Raw genomic sequence first — 18,422 nt, 5'->3', positions numbered from 1 at the left:
ATTATAAAAACTCCGTAAAATCCATTTCCTCAAACTGTTCACCTCCGTATTCGCCTTCAATGGCATAATCGTACTCCAGTTTAAATTCTATAATTTTGATATCATCGAGATCATAAGCAATAGGAAAAAATGGTCCGCCGGGTTCATCATGCAGTTCAAAATCTCCCTGTAATATGCCACAGTGTTTACAGGTATTGGCCCAGTAAGAAAACTGAATCGCTTTAGAAAAACTATATTTAAACTGAGGGTGTACTTTTTTTAAATGTTCCATTGCAGGAAGATCAGCGCTTTGCAGGTAACTGAACAAGGTTGGATTTTCTCCTTTAACCCAGGCCACTTCCCCACCATCCGGATCATCGTCATCCATTTGTTCTAAATGATAATAATTTACGGCGGCCGGAGCCATAACACGTGTTTTCTGGCCACATTTCCAGCAGATTCTGGTGGCTTGGGCCAGTAAATAGGGTTTTCGGACAATGCAATCTAAACGTCCTGCCGGAACCCATTTTGCAAAACGGTTTACATCTGTAATGTGATCGGGAATAACCCATTTTTTGATTTCGGTGAGCCAGTACGCCCCGAGTGCTTTAGCCTCGTCTTTATCAGTAAAAGGAACGTTAAGGATATAAGGCATGGTTTTGTTTAAGCTTGCAGCACGAAAATAATTAAAATTTGGTTATTACTAAGCAGGATTTTAACCGCAAAGGCAGGTATTTAATTAATTCCATCATCCATCTTACATTTTCCATCTAAAAGATGCTTTGGCTACCCTCAGGATGACAATCCGCGAGAAATTAACTAAGGACTAAAGACTCTGGACTAACCTTTTCCATCTCCTCCCTGGCCTGTACAACAAAATATTTTGGACCATGAAACAAAACAACAATCCTGATTAAGCCCCACCTTTGTGGTATAAAAATAGAAAACATGAAAAAGACGATATTAATAACAGGTGCATCATCAGGTATTGGAAAAACAAGTGCAAAACATTTTGCAGCTCATGGCTGGAATGTAATTGCCACCATGCGTAATCCTGAAAAAGAACAGGATTTAAACAATCAGGAAAACATTTTCATTACCCGGCTTGATGTACAAAAACAAGAAACCATTCAAGCTGCCATACAGCAGGGAATAGAAAAATTTGGCCATATTGATGTATTGGTAAACAACGCAGGTTATGGCGAATTTGGAATTTTCGAAACCACTCCTGAAGATCAGGTAAAAACCCAGTTCGATATTAATGTTTTTGGGGTTATGGATACCATCAGGGCAATTCTCCCGCACTTCAGGGCAAAAAAATCTGGCATGATCATTAACATCAGCTCCGGGGCGGGTAAATTTACATTACCATTAATTTCCCTTTACTCCGCATCAAAATTTGCATTAGAAGGTTTCTCAGAATCTTTATCGTTCGAACTGGCCGACCTTAACATCGGGGTAAAAATTGTAGAACCAGGTGGTACTACTACAAACTTTGGAGCAGTAAGTGGCGAAAAATTTGCGGCTAAACCGGTAATTGAAGATTACAATCATTTTATTGGTGCAGCAGGACAACTTTTCGCCAGTTTATCGGGCCAACAACTGGCAACGGCAGAAGCAGTTGCATCGGTGATTTATGAAGCCGCAACTGATGGAAAGGATACTTTGAGGTATGTGATAGGCAATGAGGATTTTAACCAACGTATGGCAAACCGACACTCTTTACCAGATCAGGAATATGTAGATTTGATTAAAGAAAGTTATAAAAAGTATCTTTAAGTGCAATTTAAAGATTAATTAATATAGGTAAAGTCATTGCGATTTACAAAGCAATCTTAAAGCACACGCTACAAGCGATCGTTGTAAGATTGCTTTGTCGGCTGAAAAAGCCTCCGCGAAATGACGATCATTTAGGAAAACAACAGTATGAACGAATCCATGGCCAGTTCCTGCCACTACCAGCCTAGTATTTCGGCTGAGCAGTTTATTCCGGAACACATCTTTATTTACATTGTTGCTGGCTCCATTTCATTTTACGACGGGAATAAGGAATATCATTTAAAAGATGGTGATTATTGTTTTGCAAAGCGGAACAGCCTGGCCAGGTATTTTAAAAAAGGTCCGGAGGGTGGTGATTTCAAAACCGTTTCTACTTTTTTGAACCAGGATTTTTTAAAAACTTTTCAAAAAGAATATGCATATGATGATGAAATTTCTACCGTTAACAGCGTCATTATCCCCTTGGAGCCCAATCCATTGTTTCAAAATTATGTACAATCAGTAAGTCCTTATATCAATAGCACAGATACAGAAAGTATCGAATTAATGTTCCTGAAGAAAAAAGAACTGGTGCTGTTGTTGCTAAAAACCCAACCGGAACTCCGGAATGTGATTTTCGATTTCAGTGATCCGGGGAAAATCGACCTGGAATCTTTCATGAACAGGAATTTCAAATTCAATGTCAGCATTGAGCGTTTTGCTTACCTTACCGGAAGAAGCCTTTCGGGTTTTAAACGCGATTTCGAGAAAACTTTTAAGGATGCACCCAGACGCTGGCTTATCCAAAAACGGTTGCAGGAAGCACATTTCCTCATCCAAAAGAAAAAACAAAAACCTACTGAAGTTTATCTTCAGGTAGGTTTCGAAGATCTTTCTCATTTTTCTTTTGCTTTTAAAAAGACGTTTGGTGTGGCGCCATCTGCACTTTTAAAATAGTAACTATCTCCTGAAGTAGTATAAAAACGTATCAATACAAAACCGCATCTCTCCTATTTTCTATTATATTGAAGCAGTAACAGGTAAAACATTGTATTTCCGCTAATAATTTATATTTTAGGCCATTCAATAAACCTAACTAAACTTCACATCCCATGCCCATACTCCCGGAAAGCGGTTCAATGGCGAGTACTCCTGAAATAAAGGGTAAGGCATTTGAACAAGCTTTTGAAAAATACTGGGCACAACTTTACCATCATGCGCTGCGTAAGCTCAACGATCAGGAAATGGCCGAAGATCTGATACAGGAGTGTTTTGTAGTGTTGTGGAATAATGCAGAAATGCTCGACCGCGAAAACGAACTTCAAAGTTACCTCTATGGCATACTGCGCCACAAAATACTCGATGTTTTCAGGAAAGATGAAGTGCGTTTGCGTTATGCAGATGGTTTTGCTAAAAAACCTCAAAATTATGCCCTTGCGCCAGATGAGGAATTGATTGCCGGCGAATTGCAAAAAATTATAGATGATGAGTTATCTTTAATGCCGCCCCGCATGGTAGAAATTTACCACCTTAAACGCGAACTCAGGTTATCGGTATCACAAATTGCCGAAAAACTTGGCATATCTGAACAAACGGTTAAAAACCAGAGTTACCGGGCAGCAGAAAGGCTTAAACAACGTATTATGGCCTACGATTCTTCTTTACTCATGCTCGGAATTTCTATGCTTTTGCGCATAAAAGCTTAACTTTTCATTTATACCTTTCTTTTGCTTCAAAATAAGAAGCTAAAACGAATAAATTCCACCGCTCAACAGCAAAAAACAGCAATTTTCGTATATATTTTTATTTTTTTCTCTTTTTTTATAAAAAAAATAAAAAACAGCGTGGTACTTTTTTATAGGATAAACGATATACTCTAAAACCTATAGAAAAATATAACGTGCAACAACAACTCATTCAAAAATACCTCGAAGGATCGGCAACCGAAGAGGAGCGCCTGGAGGTCGAACTCTGGTACGCTTCCGTCCAGGTCCCTTACCATCAGGAGCAGCATAATGATGCGGTACAATCGCGTATTTATGCTAAAACCCGCGAAAGTATTGGTATGGCCACTCCAATTCGTAAACTGAGGTGGTTTAACCCTGCAATCCTCAGCGCTGCTGCTGCCATTTTGCTGATAACAGGTGCTGTATTTGTGGTGTTTAACAACGGGAAGCAAATGGAAAGGAATGCTATACTAACAAACGATATTGCCCCGGGCGGCGATCAGGCTGTGCTTACCCTGGCAGATGGCCGGCACATTTCGCTGGATACGGCAACAGACGGAAAACTGGCAGGGCTACAGATCAGTAAAAAGAAAGGGCTGATTATTTACACGCCTTCAAATATAAATGCTTCGCCGGGCAGGTACAATACACTTGCTACACCGAAAGGTGCAAAATATGAACTGATTTTACCCGATGGATCGCATGTATGGCTTAATGCACTTTCGAGCATCAGGTATCCTGAAGCATTTAGTACCAGCCAGCGCAGTGTAGAGGTACAGGGTGAGGCTTATTTCGAAGTTGCCCATCAGAAAACGTCAGACGGAAAATCGCGTGTTCCCTTTGTTGTATACGCAGGTGATGAACAGATTGAAGTATTAGGCACCCACTTTAACGTGCATTATTATAAAGGCGACCCCATGCAGCTAACCACTTTACTGGAGGGTGCCGTAAAAGTTTCATCGCACGGAAAATCGGTTTCGTTATTACCTGGCGAAGCGGCCGGAACAGAAAACAACGCACAGCAGATCCAAAAATTTACCAGCGTAAATACCGGGCTTGCAGTGGCATGGAAAAATGGTGAGTTCCAGTTTGAAGAGGCCAGCGTACCCGAAATTTTAAACCAGGTGGCCCGCTGGTATGATGTAGAAGTGATTTACCAGGGCGATATCCCACAGGAGCACTTTAGCGGCAAGGTATCACGGGAAGAAAACCTCACACAAGTATTAGAAATCCTAAAACGGGGCGGAATCCGCTTTAAAATAAATGAACGTAAAATAATCGTCTATTAGAAAAGAATAACAGCAACAACACCTCAAAATTCAGGCTGGCCAGGCCAGTGCCGGATTAAAGCTTGTTTGACTAAAAAGCCGGAATGTGCGTCAACACATCCCGGATAATATGGTCAGGCATTGTACTTAAAAATCGACTAATTTTCTTATAACCATCAACCCAACCAAACAAAAGTATGCAAATTTCTACTTTGTATCAACCGTGGTATGCGCTACCCAAACGCTGCCATAAACTATCGAAGATAATGAAGATATTCACACTGATCATGCTCGTATGCTGTGTACAGGTAAGTGCCACCGTATACAGTCAGAACATCAGTATCTCTGAAAAAAACATCAGCATCGAAAACCTGCTGGAAAAGCTTGAAAAACAGAGTGGCCATACCTTTTTTTACAATTCAGGACTTTTTAAAAATTATCCGCTGATTAAGGTTACTTTAAAAGATGTTCCTTTAAAAGAAGCATTGGCGAGGATTTTATCCAGTTCGGACCTCGATTATTATGTAGTGAATAAAACCGTGGTGATTACTAAGGCCCTGCCTAAAACACAGGTTGAAGTTAGCGGAATTAAAGCGCCGATTGTGATTACAGGTAAAATTGCGACAAAAGATGGCAGCCCCATACCTGGCGTAACCATCACAGCAAAGGGCACAGGGCCTAAGCAAGTGTGGATTTCGGATATAAAAGGTACTTATCGTGCTGTACTTTTAGAAGGAAATACCAGTCTGGTGTTCAGTTATCTTGGCTATCTGAGTAAAGAAGTCAAAATTACGGCAAACCGGGTAATGGATATTACCCTCGAAGAAAATAACAGCCAGCTCGATCAGGTACAGGTATTGGCCTATACCACCACTTCTAAAAGATTAAGTACAGGCAACTCTTACACCATTACCAGCGAAGAACTGGCTAAAAGCCCTGTGCCTAATGTATTACAGATGATCCAGAATAAAGTTCCGGGTTTACAGATTATACAGAATACGGGGCAGGTTGGCGGATCGTTTAATGTAAAAATCCGTGGCATTAACGGTTTCAACAATGTAGATCCTTTATATATTGTTGATGGCGTGCCCTACCCTGCAGGTGGTACCAATTTTAACCCTAACGGAACTTCAGGCGGATTGCCTACTTTAAGCAATAACCGTGGTACAGGCACGCTTGCACAACAAGGTGGAAATGCATTAAACTACCTTAACCCTGAAGATATTGAAAGCATCGACGTATTAAAAGATGCAGATGCTACTGCCATTTACGGATCGAGGGGTGCTTATGGTGTAATTTTAATCACCACCAAAAAAGGCAGTTATAACGAAAACGGTGATCCTTCATTAAATGTTAACCTCGATCGCAGCTTAAGCGTGGTGGGTACTTTCCCTGATTTGTTGGGAACAGCAGATTACCTGATGTTACGCCGCGAGGCCCTTAAAAACGATGGCCTTGCTGTTGGTCCGACAGATTTTGATCTTAACGGAACCTATCCGCTGGATGCAGAAACCAACTGGTCTAAAGAACTTACCAATTTTAAAGCCTGGAGTACGCGGGCAAATTTACGTTACAGCGGTGGCAGCGAACTTACCAGCTATTCGTTAAGCGGCAGTTTTAACGATCAGGGCAATGTACTGCGCTCTAAGGGTTATAACCGCGATGGCGGCCTGAAGGTTGACCTGAGTACCAATACGAAAGATAAAAAGTTTAATATAACAGTATCTACCCTGTTCAATTCTACCGTAAACACCATGCTTCCTTACGAGTTTACGGGCGATGGGGCAACTTTACGTGCACCAAACGGACCTTCTTATTTTAACGCTGATGGGAGCTTAAACTGGATTTCTAACGCCAACCCTTATGCTTATATCAATACCGATTACCGAGGCATAACCAATAACCTGCTCGGTAATACTACCCTACTTTATAAACCAGTTAGAGGCCTTACCATTAAAGCACTTGTAGGGTATAATTTACTTACGGGCAATGAGCTGCGCCAGGTACCTACCTCCGTATTTGCACCTAATGATTTAGCCGCAACTGCGAAGGCAAACAGTGCCAGTAATGTATATAACATCCGCACCTGGTCTTTCGAGCCTTATGCCAGTTATACCAGGGCGCTGGGCAAGCGTGGGAACATTACGGCGATTGCCGGTGCAACTTTTCAGGATAAAATGATTTATCAGAACCAGATTACCGGAACAGGTTTTGTAGCCGATGCCCGCTTAAACAATCCAGCGGCAGGCACAACAGTAACTGCCACTTATAACAAATCGTTAACACGTTATATGGGGTATTTTGGAAACCTGAATTACAACTGGGCCAATAAATACATCATTAATCTTAGTGCGAGGTACGATGGTTCTACCAAATTTGCACCCGAAAACCGTTTCGGATGGTTTACTTCGGTTGGAGGAAGCTGGATCTTCAGTGAAGAAAAACTCATTAAAGAAAATCTTCCTTTCTTAAGCTTTGGTAAACTGCGTGCCAGTTATGGTACCACCGGGGGCGATGGCATACCGAACTACCAATACCTGTCATCCTACTCAACAGGTACCCCGTATTTAAACAACACCGTATTTACGTCTAATGGATTGGCAAACAACAGCCTGCACTGGGAATCGAATAAAAAACAGGATTACGGAATTTCGCTAGGCTTTTTAAAAGATCGTTTTTTGATTGATGCGAGTTATTATAAAAACAAAATTTCAGATCAGTTAATTGGTCAGCCACTTTCTAATGTAACCGGATTCCCAAATGTTTCGCTGAACTCTCCTGTTTTAATTCAAAATACCGGACTTGAGTTTAGTTTATCAAGTTCCAATATCCGAGGGAAAAACTTCAGCTGGTCTACCAGTGCAGTATTGACCTTACCTAAAAGCAAAGTAATTGCCATGCCTGAGCAGTACCTTACCCCAAATTTCAACTATGTGCTGGGAGAATCGGTTAGCAACATCAAAGTTTTCAATTATGTTGGTGTAAACCCACAAACAGGTGATTATAACTATGTTAATGCAGCAGGTGTTCAAGGTGCTTATTTAACCGGCTTAAGCACCAATGATAAAAACATTAATGTAGACCTGGCACCGCGTTATTTCGGAAGTATATCTAACTCGTTCAATTACAAGAGTCTTTCTTTAGATTTCTCGGTGGCTTTAGTAAACAAAATGGGGAGCAACTTCCAGGGGCAATTAAGTTACCTGCCAGGTTATTTCGACCGGAATACCACTGCCTGGGCGTTAGACCGCTGGCAAAATCCTGGCGATGTAACCAATGTGCCCAGGGCAACCACCAACTTTTTAACTAACCTGTTTGGCCAAAACATTTTCAGGCAAAGTTCGGGGGCTTACGAGCGTATTACTTACGCACGTTTGCAAAACCTGAGTTTATCTTATTCACTGCCTAAAGCGTATTTAAAAAGGTTACATGTAAACAACTTAAGGGTTACCCTGCAGGGCCAAAACCTCTTAACGATTTCAAAATACCACGATCTGGATCCGGAAAACCTCTCGCTGGTTTCGCTTCCGCCATTAAAAGTATTTAATCTTGGTTTAAACGTTACGCTTTAATTTCCACAACATGAAAACGATTCAATCTTATATATTCATTTCCATTATTGTTTCCATTACACTTTTAAGCAGCTGCAAAAAGTTTCTGGAAATCCCCTTACCTACCGATCGCTTTGCGACAGAAGGTGCTTACCTGAACGATAATTCAACCGGAGCCGTACTTACCGGTATTTTTAGCACTGCGTCCGGAAGCATCCTTTATAACGGGGCAAATACACAATACGAAACTATTGGTTTCCGTACCGGCCTATATGCAGATGATTTAACCCAGATCCAGGCAGCGAGTGTAAATTCTATTGCGGCAACTACCTCACAGTTTTACCTCGATGGCCTTACCTCTACCAATTCTACACAATGGATAACGCTTTACCGCCAGGTGTACAACTGTAACCTTACCATCGAAAATATTGAGTCGCACAAAAGCAATCTTTCGCGCTACAACCAATGGATGGGCGAAGCATTATTTATGCGGGCATTTAGTTACTTCGACCTGGTTAACCTTTATGGTGATGTTCCTTTGGCATTGAATTCTGATTATGCTGCAACCAATTTTCTGCCGCGGGCACCAAAAGCACAGGTATATGCACAAATGGCTGCAGACCTGGTAAGGGCCGAAAGTTTATTGGGAGAAGCCTATCTGGACGGGCTTAGCGCAAGCACACCAAACCGAACACGCCCCAATAAATTTGCGGCTGCCGCATTGCTTGCCCGGATTTATTTATATATGGAAAATTATGCCGGTGCAGAGGCAGAAGCAACAAAAGTAATTGCCAATAGCATCCTTTACCAGCTCCCAACTCTTGCAAACGTATTTTTGGCCAACAGCAGCGAAACCATCTGGGCCATAGCACCTACTACCGGTAATGCTGTACGCGATTATTCCCTGTATACCACCGCACCAGCCGTAAACGCAACACAGGTTACTTTGGGCAACATTAGTCCGGGTACCATGAGCACATCACTTTTAAACAGTTTCGAAGCAAACGATCAAAGAATAAACAGCTGGACGGTTTTAAAAACCACAACCGCAGCACCTGTAAACGGGCAGTTTTATTATCCGGCCAAGTATAAATCGGTGGTTAACGGAACGGAGTTTTTAATTCAGCTGCGTTTGGCAGAACAATACCTGATCCGTTCAGAAGCCCGTTTGAAACAGAACAACAATGTAACCGCTGCCTTACAGGATCTTAATATGATACGCCAAAGGGCCAGGCCGGCTACTCCTGCCAATGCCCTTCCGGATTATCCTGCTACAATTTCGCCGGATGCCTGCATGGATGCCATTTTAAAGGAAAGACGTACCGAACTGTTCAGCGAATCGGGCCACCGTTTTTACGACCTGAAACGTACCGGAAGAATTGATGCCGTGATGACGGCAGCTGCAATATTAAAAGGCACTACCTGGGCAAGCTGGAAACAGATCTGGCCAATCCCCTTAAACGATGTGCAATTAAATCCCAACCTAACACAAGCACCAAATTACCAATAAAACTATATTCATGCTGCCAAACACCCTGGCAGCATGCTTAATCAACTTTTATGAAAAAGATCCCCTACCGACTTTATTTTAAAGTCTTTTCGCCCTTTATTGCCTTATTTTTTTATTTTCCTGTTTCTGCGCAGGTAAAAGACAGCATGGCAAATAGTCCGATCGCCCGCATGCGTGCCTATAAAACACTCATTACCAGCAAAGCCAAAACCTATAATAGTTTTGTAAGCATGCACCAGGTAGATGACAAATATTACATGGAAATTCCCGATTCACTTTTGGGAAGGGAAATTCTTACCGTAAACCGTTTGGGCCGGGCTGCTGCCGATTTTCGTACTGCTGATAATCCACTTGGTTACGCCGGAGACCTTATCGGCGAAAATCTTTTCCATTTCGAAAAAGGACCTGGCAACAAACTTTTCGTAAAAATGAAGAGTTATAAGGAACGTGCAACTGATACCACCGTAAACGGGATGAAACGTTCATTAGATCGCAACAATTCAGAATCGCTTGTACAGGCCTTTGCCATTAAAGCAACAAACGACAGTACGCATACCACGGTAATCGAACTTACCGAATACCTCAACCAGGATAATTTACTTTTTGGTTTTGCCCAGCAGATGAAAACAGCGAGCGGACTTGGCCTTATGGTAAACGACCGTTCCTACCTCGAATCAGTTAAGGGCTATCCAGATAATTTATTTATCCGGATGGTGAGAACCTATAACAAACCTGTTTCTAAAGGAAGCTCTGCCCTTGCACCCTTTACCTTCGAAATTAACAGTTCAATGATTTTGCTTCCAAAACAGTTAATGAATGTGCGTACAGCAGATAAAAGGGTTCCTTTTCAACAGGTAGATTATATCGATTTTGACCAAAACCCTTTGGGGGTAATCAACCTGGGGAATATTTACCGCTGGCGCCTTATACCTGCCGATTTAAAGGCTTATAATGAAGGGAAACTAAGTAAACCTAAATCGCCGATCAAAATGTTCCTCGATCCGCAAATTCCACAAAAATGGCTCCCTTACCTTGCTGAAGGGATATTGGCATGGAACAAGGCTTTCGAAAAAGCAGGTTTCCAAAATGCGATAGAAGTGGTGTCACCCCATGCAGATTCGGGTAGTGTTTACCTTGAAAATGCACACCTGAGCGGAGTGGTGTTTAAACCGGGTTCAGGCGAAAGCTGGGGTAGCATCATCCGCGATCCACGTACGGGAGAGATTTTACAGGCACAGCTTAATTTTTACCTGCAGGATTTAAACAAACTTTATAACCAGTACCTGGTACAGGCTGGTGCAGTTGATCAGCAGGCCCACCATCCGGCATTCAGCACAGCATTGATGGGAAACTTACTGGCTACGTACATCAGTCAGCAAATGGGAAATGCCCTTGGTTTAAAATCGAACGGTGCTGCATCTTCAGCCATCCCGGTTGCCAATCTCCGCAATAATAACTGGCTTAATAACCATGCATTTAATGGTTCCATTACCGATCCGGTACTGCTTAATTATGCTGCACAGCCTCAGGATGGCATCGACCCCAAAAACCTGTTGGCCAAAATTTCGGAGAGCGATCTGTATACCATTAACTGGGGTTACCGGTATTTCCCTGCTCCCGAAAACAAAACATTAAGTGCGCTTATACTCGACAGGAGTAATAAAGGCCTGCAAATGTATTCGGGAGAAGCACCTACCACAGGCAACAAAAACATTCTCGATCCTCGCAATCAAAACGGCGACCTGAGTAATGATGCAGTTGAAGCCGGAAACCTTGGCATTGCCAATCTTAAAAAAGTAGTACCCAACCTCCTAAGCTGGACGGTAAGCCTAACACAGGGTTATCAACCGGCAGGCGAAGCCTATAAAATCCTGATTACCCAATACAGCCAATACCTGCGCCATGCAGCCAACCTGATTGGAGGAGTAGCCATAGATATAAAAAACAGCGACCAAAAAGGTGATGTTTTCAGGTTTGTACCTTTGGCAAAACAACAACAGGCCTTACAGTTTATCCAGCTTCAGGCCTTTAAAACGCCACAATGGCTCAACTCCCCTAAACTTTACCAACGTACAGAAACCGATTTCGACCTGGTTGGCAAAGTACAGAAAGAACTGTTGAATGATCTGCTGGATAACCGGACGCTTGCTAAACTGGTAACAGCCGAAAACAGCGGAGAAAAAGGTTACAGTCCTGTTGCTTACCTGAACGACCTATCTGCCGGGATATTTTCAGAACTAAATAAACATGAGCCACTGAATATGAACCGCCGCGAATTGCAAAAAGTATATGTAAACAAACTGGTTGTATTGGTACAAGGCTCTACCAAAAGCGATTCTGATCTCTCATCGGTACTGCGCATGCATGCCGGCACTTTATTAAAAAAGATCAAAACCGGCAGCGGGGCCTACCAGGGCGTAGGTGCGGCCCATTTAACTGATCTTTACGAACGTCTTTACATCGGATTACACAATCCGGCACAACCCGAAAGAAGCAATACTAACCCTTTTTCAATTGCCCGATGAGAACTTATTTTTTATCCTCCATAGTAACACTGTTTATCCTTTCTGCCTGTACCACCAATGGCAAGGCACAACAGCGCCCAAATAAAAAGAACAGTGCAACCCTGCCCGCCACAAAGCAGGTAATTACTGCAAAGCCAGCGCCGGCCTTGCCAAAAGATCTGCCAAAACCTTACGCAGAAGTGGTACCAGCCAGTGCAAAAACCAGTAAAGGTTTTATGCTGGTGCACCAGATAAGCGACCGTTACCTTTTCGAAATTCCCGATAGTATTATCGGCCGCTCACTCTTTACTGTTAACCGTGTTACCAAATCAGCACAGGATTGGCGGAATCCGCTTGGAGGATTGTGCAGTTATGGCAACGACTGGATCGGGCAATCGATGTTCAGGTTCGAAAAATCAGGTCAGGATAAAATTGCCCTGCGCCTGATCAGCAATACTGAACGTGCAGAAAATGCCAATCCTGATTTAACCATAGCACTTGCCCGAAACAACTTCGAACCGATATATGCCATTTTCCCGGTAAAAAGTTATGGTAAAGATGGCAAATCAGCCGTTATTGACCTTACGGATTATCTGAATAGCGATAATCCAGTATTTGGCTACCTCAGCGGCCTTAAAATGCTGGCCATGCCAGGTATTTTCGCGCCCGAGCGTTCCTTTTTAAATAGCGTTAAAGCCTATCCTAAAAACATCGAGGTATTTAGTACCCGAACCTATGCCGCTGGTAGCACAGTACTTACCGGCGAATACAACAGTTCGATTATTTTACTCTCTAAAATACCGATGAAAAGCAGGGCACTGGATGAACGTGTAGGTTTTTTTGGGGTTACACCGGCCGATTATAAAAGTTTTGATGCAGAAGGCCACATCAGCAACAAAGCCAATATCTGGCGATGGCGACTCGAACCAAAACCCGAAGACCGTGCCCGTTATTTTAAAGGGGAACTTGTAGAGCCGGCACAACCCATCATCTTTTACATTGATCCGGCCACCCCTAAAAAATGGATTCCATATCTTATTGCAGGTGTAAACGATTGGCAGGCGGCTTTTGAAAAAGCAGGCTTTAAAAATGCGATTATGGCCAAAGAGGTAGATCCGGCCGATACAACCTTTGATATTAACGATTCGAGGCATAATGTGATGGTATACAAAGCTTCTGCGATTGGAAATGCCATGGGCCATTCGCTGCAGGATCCGCGTAGTGGCGAAATCCTCGAATCACACATTCAATGGTACCATTCGGTAATGGAAATATTGTATAAATGGTATTTTGTACAGGCCGGTGCCATTGATACTGCCGCGCAAAAACCAAAATTCAGCGATGAACTGATGGGCCAGCTCATCCGTTTTGTTTCTTCGCATGAAGTGGGCCATGCCGTAGGCTTGCGCCATAACTGGGGTTCATCATCAACCACCACCATTGCCCAGCTACGCGATCGTGCCTGGGTAGAGGCACATGGCCATACCCCATCCATTATGGATTATGCCCGTTTCAATTATGTTGCCCAGCCGGAAGATCATATCACCCAGAGCGGGATTTTCCCGAGAATTGGTGACTACGATACCTGGGCCATCCAATGGGGTTACAGCCTGATGCCCGATTCATTATCACCTGTAGCCGAAAAAACAAAGCTGGATGAATGGGTAACCGAAAAAGTAGGTGCAGATAAACGCCTCCGTTTTGGTATTGGCGACGATCCTTCGGCAAAATACCCGCAAAACCAACGTGAAGATTTAAGCGATGATGCGGTAATGGCCGGAACTTATGGGATTAAAAATTTAAAACGCATTAAGAAAAACCTGATGCAATGGACACAGGTTCCCGGTGCACCTTACGATCGTACAGCTGATATTTATAAAGCCCTGGTTGACCAGTACGATTGGTACATTAAACATGCCACGGCTTATATTGGGGGTATGGTATTTACGCCACGCAGCAACACCGAAACGGGTGCTGTATATGGTTTCGAACCTGCTTTGAAACAAAAGCAGGCACTCGCTTTCTTAAACCGCGAACTTTTTAATACACCCGAATGGCTGCGTGATGATAAACTATACCGCCTGAGCAGTGCAGATTTTAGCAGCATCCAGGCCATCCAGAAAAGATGTTTGCAACAGTTATTGGATGAAAAGCTTTTTAACAAACTCCGTGCTGAAGAAACAGCTAATGCAACACTGGCTTATACCCTCCCTGCATTTTTAACAGATTTGTATCATGGTATTTTTAGCGAACTGAGGGATGGAAAATCCATCAGTGCCAACAGGAGATTTTTACAAAAAATTTATGTAAACGAATTAACCGGTCTGATTACCACTCTTTCGAAAACCGATGGCGATGGAGCCTCTCTGGTAAAGGCCCAGGCCAAACAGTTGCTACTGAGCTGCAAAACCAACTTAAAAAAACCGTTGGATAAAGTGGACAGGGCACACCTGGAAGATTTGGCCCTACGTTTGGACGAAACCCTTTACAGACCAATGAGGTTGAGTAAATAAGATTATTTTTTTTGAAATAGTTAGTTTAATGAAAAATTGCGGCAGCCCGGATGGGCGTCGCTTTTTTGTGGTTAAATTTTAAAGCATATCAACCTGCCGTTTACACATTTACCATCCTTACATTTTTATTTTTGCTGTGCTGATTATTTTCCTTTTACGGATAAAAGGCACAATTTCCTTTGCGGGCAATATGCCCGTTTCATCCTGATAGTTTAATGCTTTAGGAGATGGGCCAACCCAATTGCTTTTTTTACCTTCAATATGTATTATACCTGCTGAAGGAGTAATGGTGAGCGTAGTAAATAAGGCATCCTGATAAGGGCAGGTACTCGAAATCCACGGGTGGTTTTGGTGGATTTCTTCAGAATAACTGTTGTGCCTGTATTTACCACCAACCCAAAAATACGAGGCCGAGTTGATGTGAACATAGTTAATATTATTAATCAGCAGCTGGCAATCGATATGCGTGTGGCCATTTATGGCTAATAAAATCTTATCTGCGGCCGAACTCAGTATTTCCTGTATTTCTGCGGCATTATCTACTGCAAGGGCGCCGGCAAGTGGCTGATGACTAACAATAACAATGGGTTTATTAATCTCTTTTAACTGCTGTTGCAGCCATAATTTCTGTTCATCGTTAACATATGCCGGATAACCTCCCTTGTGTTTAGGCGATCCTTTGTCGTTTCCATCCAACACAATAAAACAAACGCCATTTACTGCTTTGGTATAATACCTGGCTGGCATTTTAAAGTAACTGATGCATTGTGCTTTGGTGTGCCCCGAATCGGTATCATGATTGCCGATTACATGTAACGTTTCTTTATTTGCATCGTTAAAACGGTTAATCAGTTCTTTGTTTTTTTCGTTTGGATAGGCAAAATCGCCCATTTGCATGATCAGGTCTGGATTAATCTTTTTGCAGTGGTCTAAAAAAATATTCAATCGCTCGCTCCCATTGTGTATTACATCCTGGTGCAGATCGGTAATGATACCTGCTTTAACAGCTGTTGCTTTTGGCGGAAACTTGGCAAGCACCGTACCCGGAATTTGTAAAACCACACCGGTGGCAAACATGCCGTTGATGAATGCTCTTCTGCTTAAAGTTTTCATAGGTTATAAATGGCGTTTTGAAGAAATCTGAATCATTAAAAAATGAAACATGTTTGATGTTAAATTAAAATACCAGGAAGGGATAACGCCTACCTGGTAAACTATTTATACTACTTAAGGTGCTACTGAAATTAAAATAGTCCAGTCGCGGTTAGTTCCATCTGCAGAGTGGAGCCGGTAAGTAAACTGTCCTTTCGAAAAATCGGCTATGGTACCCGCAACAGGCGCCCCGTTAATGGGTTCAATTGTTTTTGCAGCGTGTGTAAACCGGATACCTATTTTTGTAAGGTCTGTTCCTTTTACCGCAACAATTCTTACAGTAGCCTGGCTTTTATCTACAACATTAGAGGCTGTAGTTATACCCGTATTTTGATACCCTGTTACAGGTTCAGCATTACCTAACTGATTGGTTACAGTGGTATATTTAAAAAGTACCGCGCCGGTAATGTTTGCCTGATCACCCCAAACGGTATCATCAAGTTCTACCCGCTGTTTTAAACATGATGTGGTACTTATCGAAATAATGATCAACAACACGATTAGCCATTTATTCTGTTTCATAATTTTAAAATTTATCTAATAAAATGATTATTTATCTCCAGCCTGGGTTCTGTTCAAGTTTAGCACCTTTAGATTGGTAAAGTCTTATTTCCTGTAACGGAACACCAGAAAGATAATCTCTGGTTGGCTCAATAAAGAACCCTCTGCCGCCGGGTCTAAAATCGGCTACCTTAAACAGCGGGTTAATTCTTCCATCAGCGAAACGATCAACATTAGTTCCAACCGTTAAAGTTAAAATGGTTTCATTTAGGGTGTAACCATCGGCTCTTATACTACTGTATTTGGTTGGGTCTGAGCCCATATCTAAAGCTATCTGGGCGGGAGTTCTATTGTAATAATCTAAAACTTCCTGCAATAAGCCACCTTTTGGCTGGTAACCATTAATAACTTTTTCATAAACACCCCATCTTTTCAGGTCGTCCAGCCTAAATCCTTCCAAGGCAAACTCCACACTGCGTTCTCTTCTAATTTCGTTAACAATTGGTGTTTCACTTTTATCAAAGCCCAAATCTTCACGATAAATGAATCCAGTACCTGCATTAATATTCATTGGAATCATACCTACCCTGCTCCTGATTAAGTTTACAGTTTTATCCAGATCTGCCTGCGTTATTGTACCCAAAATTGCTTTAGCTTCGGCCAAGGCCAATAATGGTTCTTCATAGCGCATCAAAACATCGTCTGTTTCACCTTTCCTATATTCTTGTGCAAAAACTGCCCCTTTAAAATTCCTGTATCCGGTTGAGGTAAAACCTTCGGTATAAGATCCGGCAGGTGCAATTAATGGATAACGAAACGGTGTACCATCTCCCCCACGCCCGGGTAACTTATTAAAAGGCCCTCTATCTGGCGTCCAAACAGTTTGTTTAAACCTCGGATCGAGTGTACTGCCGAGCACATTAAGCACATTGGTTGCGCCCTGCTGGGTACCATCGCTTTTTAAATAGATATCAACCAAATGATCGGTAATGGAAGGCCCCAAATCAATTATCTTGAAAAAGAAATTATGACTATCTGCCAGTTTAGAAGCATCGTAAACCTTATAAAGGATTACACCTTCTGTTGTTGCAGCATCTTTTTGCGAAAACAATTGATTATAGGCTAAAGATTTATCACCCTGATTGGTAAATATTCTATTGCCATAACGGCTTATCAGCATATTCGCTGCAGGCTCAACCATTGCCAAAAAATCAGATCCATTTTTTCCCTGTACTGCAAATGGCGAGTTCTTTCGCGCATGGTAGCGCTCCCATGTACCTTCGTGCAGAGCAACCCTTGTTTTTAGTAACAACGCTGCATCCTTGGTAACCCTTCCAGCAATCCCTCCTTCATTTTCACCTTTCCAGTTAAGTTTGGAAATTGCAGAATCAAGATCCTTGATGATTTGGTTAGCGACATCGTAACGTGAAGAACGTGGCTTATAAAGTTCTTCGGTATCGGTTTCTTTAAGTATGTCTGTTACAATGGGCACTCCCCCGAAGGTTTTTAGGAGTGCAAAGTAATCCCACGCCCTGAAAAAATAGCCTTCCCCGATAAAATGTTTAGTTGAGGCATTTTTTTGTGCATTTAATAACGCATAATGAAGAAAATAATTATCACTTCTAATGGCAGTATATCCGTTATTCCATGCTGCACTTGTTTCAGGAGCAAGAGAATTCGAGGTTAACAAATTTAAGCTTCCGGTTACGGTAGTCTGAATAATCATCATATCCGAATTAGCATCCAATGCCGTATTTGCGATATTTCCCAATGAGGTGTATTGTGAGGCCAATCTCGAATAAGATGAATTTATATAAGTCTGAAGGTCTGAAGCTGTATTGAAAAAGTTTTCAGGCCCAACCGAAGTAAGCGGTTCTTTGTCCAAAAAGTCTTTAGAACAGGAGCTGACTATAAAAATCAGCATGATGCCTGATATGATTAGGCGATTTATTTTAATTG

General features: G+C 42.2%; 12 protein-coding genes. 8 read left to right on the top strand and 4 right to left on the bottom strand.

What is annotated here, in order from left to right; translation table 11 throughout:
* Nucleotide 1: 1 nt before the first annotated feature.
* Nucleotides 2–634: a DUF5710 domain-containing protein gene (locus tag R2R28_RS10265; protein ID WP_316825591.1), complete on the bottom strand. Its 633-nt coding sequence runs from the start codon at nucleotides 632–634 to the stop codon at nucleotides 2–4.
* A 293-nt stretch (nucleotides 635–927) separates the two neighbouring features.
* Here R2R28_RS10265 and R2R28_RS10260 point away from each other — a divergent pair, with 293 nt between their 5' ends.
* The 8 genes from R2R28_RS10260 to R2R28_RS10225 all read left to right on the top strand — a co-directional run bounded on the left by R2R28_RS10260 (nucleotide 928) and on the right by R2R28_RS10225 (nucleotide 14,810).
* A complete protein-coding gene (locus R2R28_RS10260) occupies nucleotides 928–1,758 on the top strand; it encodes an SDR family oxidoreductase (RefSeq protein WP_316825590.1) in 831 nt (276 codons plus the stop codon).
* Nucleotides 1,759–1,905: 147 nt separating this feature from the next.
* On the top strand, nucleotides 1,906–2,694 hold the full coding sequence (locus R2R28_RS10255) for an AraC family transcriptional regulator (protein WP_316825589.1): 789 nt from the start codon (nucleotides 1,906–1,908) through the stop codon (nucleotides 2,692–2,694).
* A gap of 155 nt (nucleotides 2,695–2,849) precedes the next feature.
* Complete coding sequence (locus R2R28_RS10250) at nucleotides 2,850–3,443, top strand: RNA polymerase sigma-70 factor (protein WP_316825588.1); 594 nt, start codon at nucleotides 2,850–2,852, stop codon at nucleotides 3,441–3,443.
* A 194-nt stretch (nucleotides 3,444–3,637) separates the two neighbouring features.
* Nucleotides 3,638–4,753 carry a FecR family protein gene (locus R2R28_RS10245; protein WP_316825587.1) on the top strand — a complete coding sequence of 372 codons (1,116 nt, stop codon included), beginning with the start codon at nucleotides 3,638–3,640 and terminating at the stop codon, nucleotides 4,751–4,753.
* 245 nt (nucleotides 4,754–4,998) lie between these two features.
* A complete protein-coding gene (locus R2R28_RS10240) occupies nucleotides 4,999–8,304 on the top strand; it encodes a SusC/RagA family TonB-linked outer membrane protein (RefSeq protein WP_316825586.1) in 3,306 nt (1,101 codons plus the stop codon).
* Between the two features lie 10 nt (nucleotides 8,305–8,314).
* A complete protein-coding gene (locus R2R28_RS10235; protein ID WP_316825585.1) occupies nucleotides 8,315–9,793 on the top strand; it encodes a RagB/SusD family nutrient uptake outer membrane protein in 1,479 nt (492 codons plus the stop codon).
* Between the two features lie 50 nt (nucleotides 9,794–9,843).
* Nucleotides 9,844–12,318 carry a zinc-dependent metalloprotease gene (locus R2R28_RS10230; protein ID WP_316825584.1) on the top strand — a complete coding sequence of 825 codons (2,475 nt, stop codon included), beginning with the start codon at nucleotides 9,844–9,846 and terminating at the stop codon, nucleotides 12,316–12,318.
* A complete protein-coding gene (locus tag R2R28_RS10225) occupies nucleotides 12,315–14,810 on the top strand; it encodes a zinc-dependent metalloprotease (RefSeq protein WP_316825583.1) in 2,496 nt (831 codons plus the stop codon). Before R2R28_RS10230 ends, R2R28_RS10225 begins: the two co-directional genes overlap by 4 nt.
* 117 nt (nucleotides 14,811–14,927) lie before the next feature.
* Here R2R28_RS10225 and R2R28_RS10220 read toward each other — a convergent pair whose 3' ends face one another.
* The 3 genes from R2R28_RS10220 to R2R28_RS10210 form a co-directional block, all read right to left on the bottom strand.
* Entirely contained in the window at nucleotides 14,928–15,923 is a 996-nt protein-coding gene (locus tag R2R28_RS10220) for a metallophosphoesterase family protein (RefSeq protein ID WP_316825582.1), read from the bottom strand.
* A 114-nt stretch (nucleotides 15,924–16,037) separates the two neighbouring features.
* Nucleotides 16,038–16,484 (bottom strand): DUF5018-related domain-containing protein, encoded by a 447-nt coding sequence (locus R2R28_RS10215; RefSeq protein ID WP_316825581.1) that lies wholly within the window; start codon nucleotides 16,482–16,484, stop codon nucleotides 16,038–16,040.
* Nucleotides 16,485–16,515: 31 nt separating this feature from the next.
* Nucleotides 16,516–18,387 carry a RagB/SusD family nutrient uptake outer membrane protein gene (locus R2R28_RS10210; RefSeq protein WP_316825580.1) on the bottom strand — a complete coding sequence of 624 codons (1,872 nt, stop codon included), beginning with the start codon at nucleotides 18,385–18,387 and terminating at the stop codon, nucleotides 16,516–16,518.
* Nucleotides 18,388–18,422: the final 35 nt, after the last annotated feature.

The sequence above is a fragment of the Pedobacter miscanthi genome (assembly GCF_032678605.1).
Classification (GTDB): Bacteria; Bacteroidota; Bacteroidia; order Sphingobacteriales; family Sphingobacteriaceae; genus Pedobacter; species Pedobacter miscanthi_A.
The sequence above is the reverse complement of the archived record's forward strand: the minus strand, read 5'-3'. Positions and strand labels throughout refer to the sequence as shown.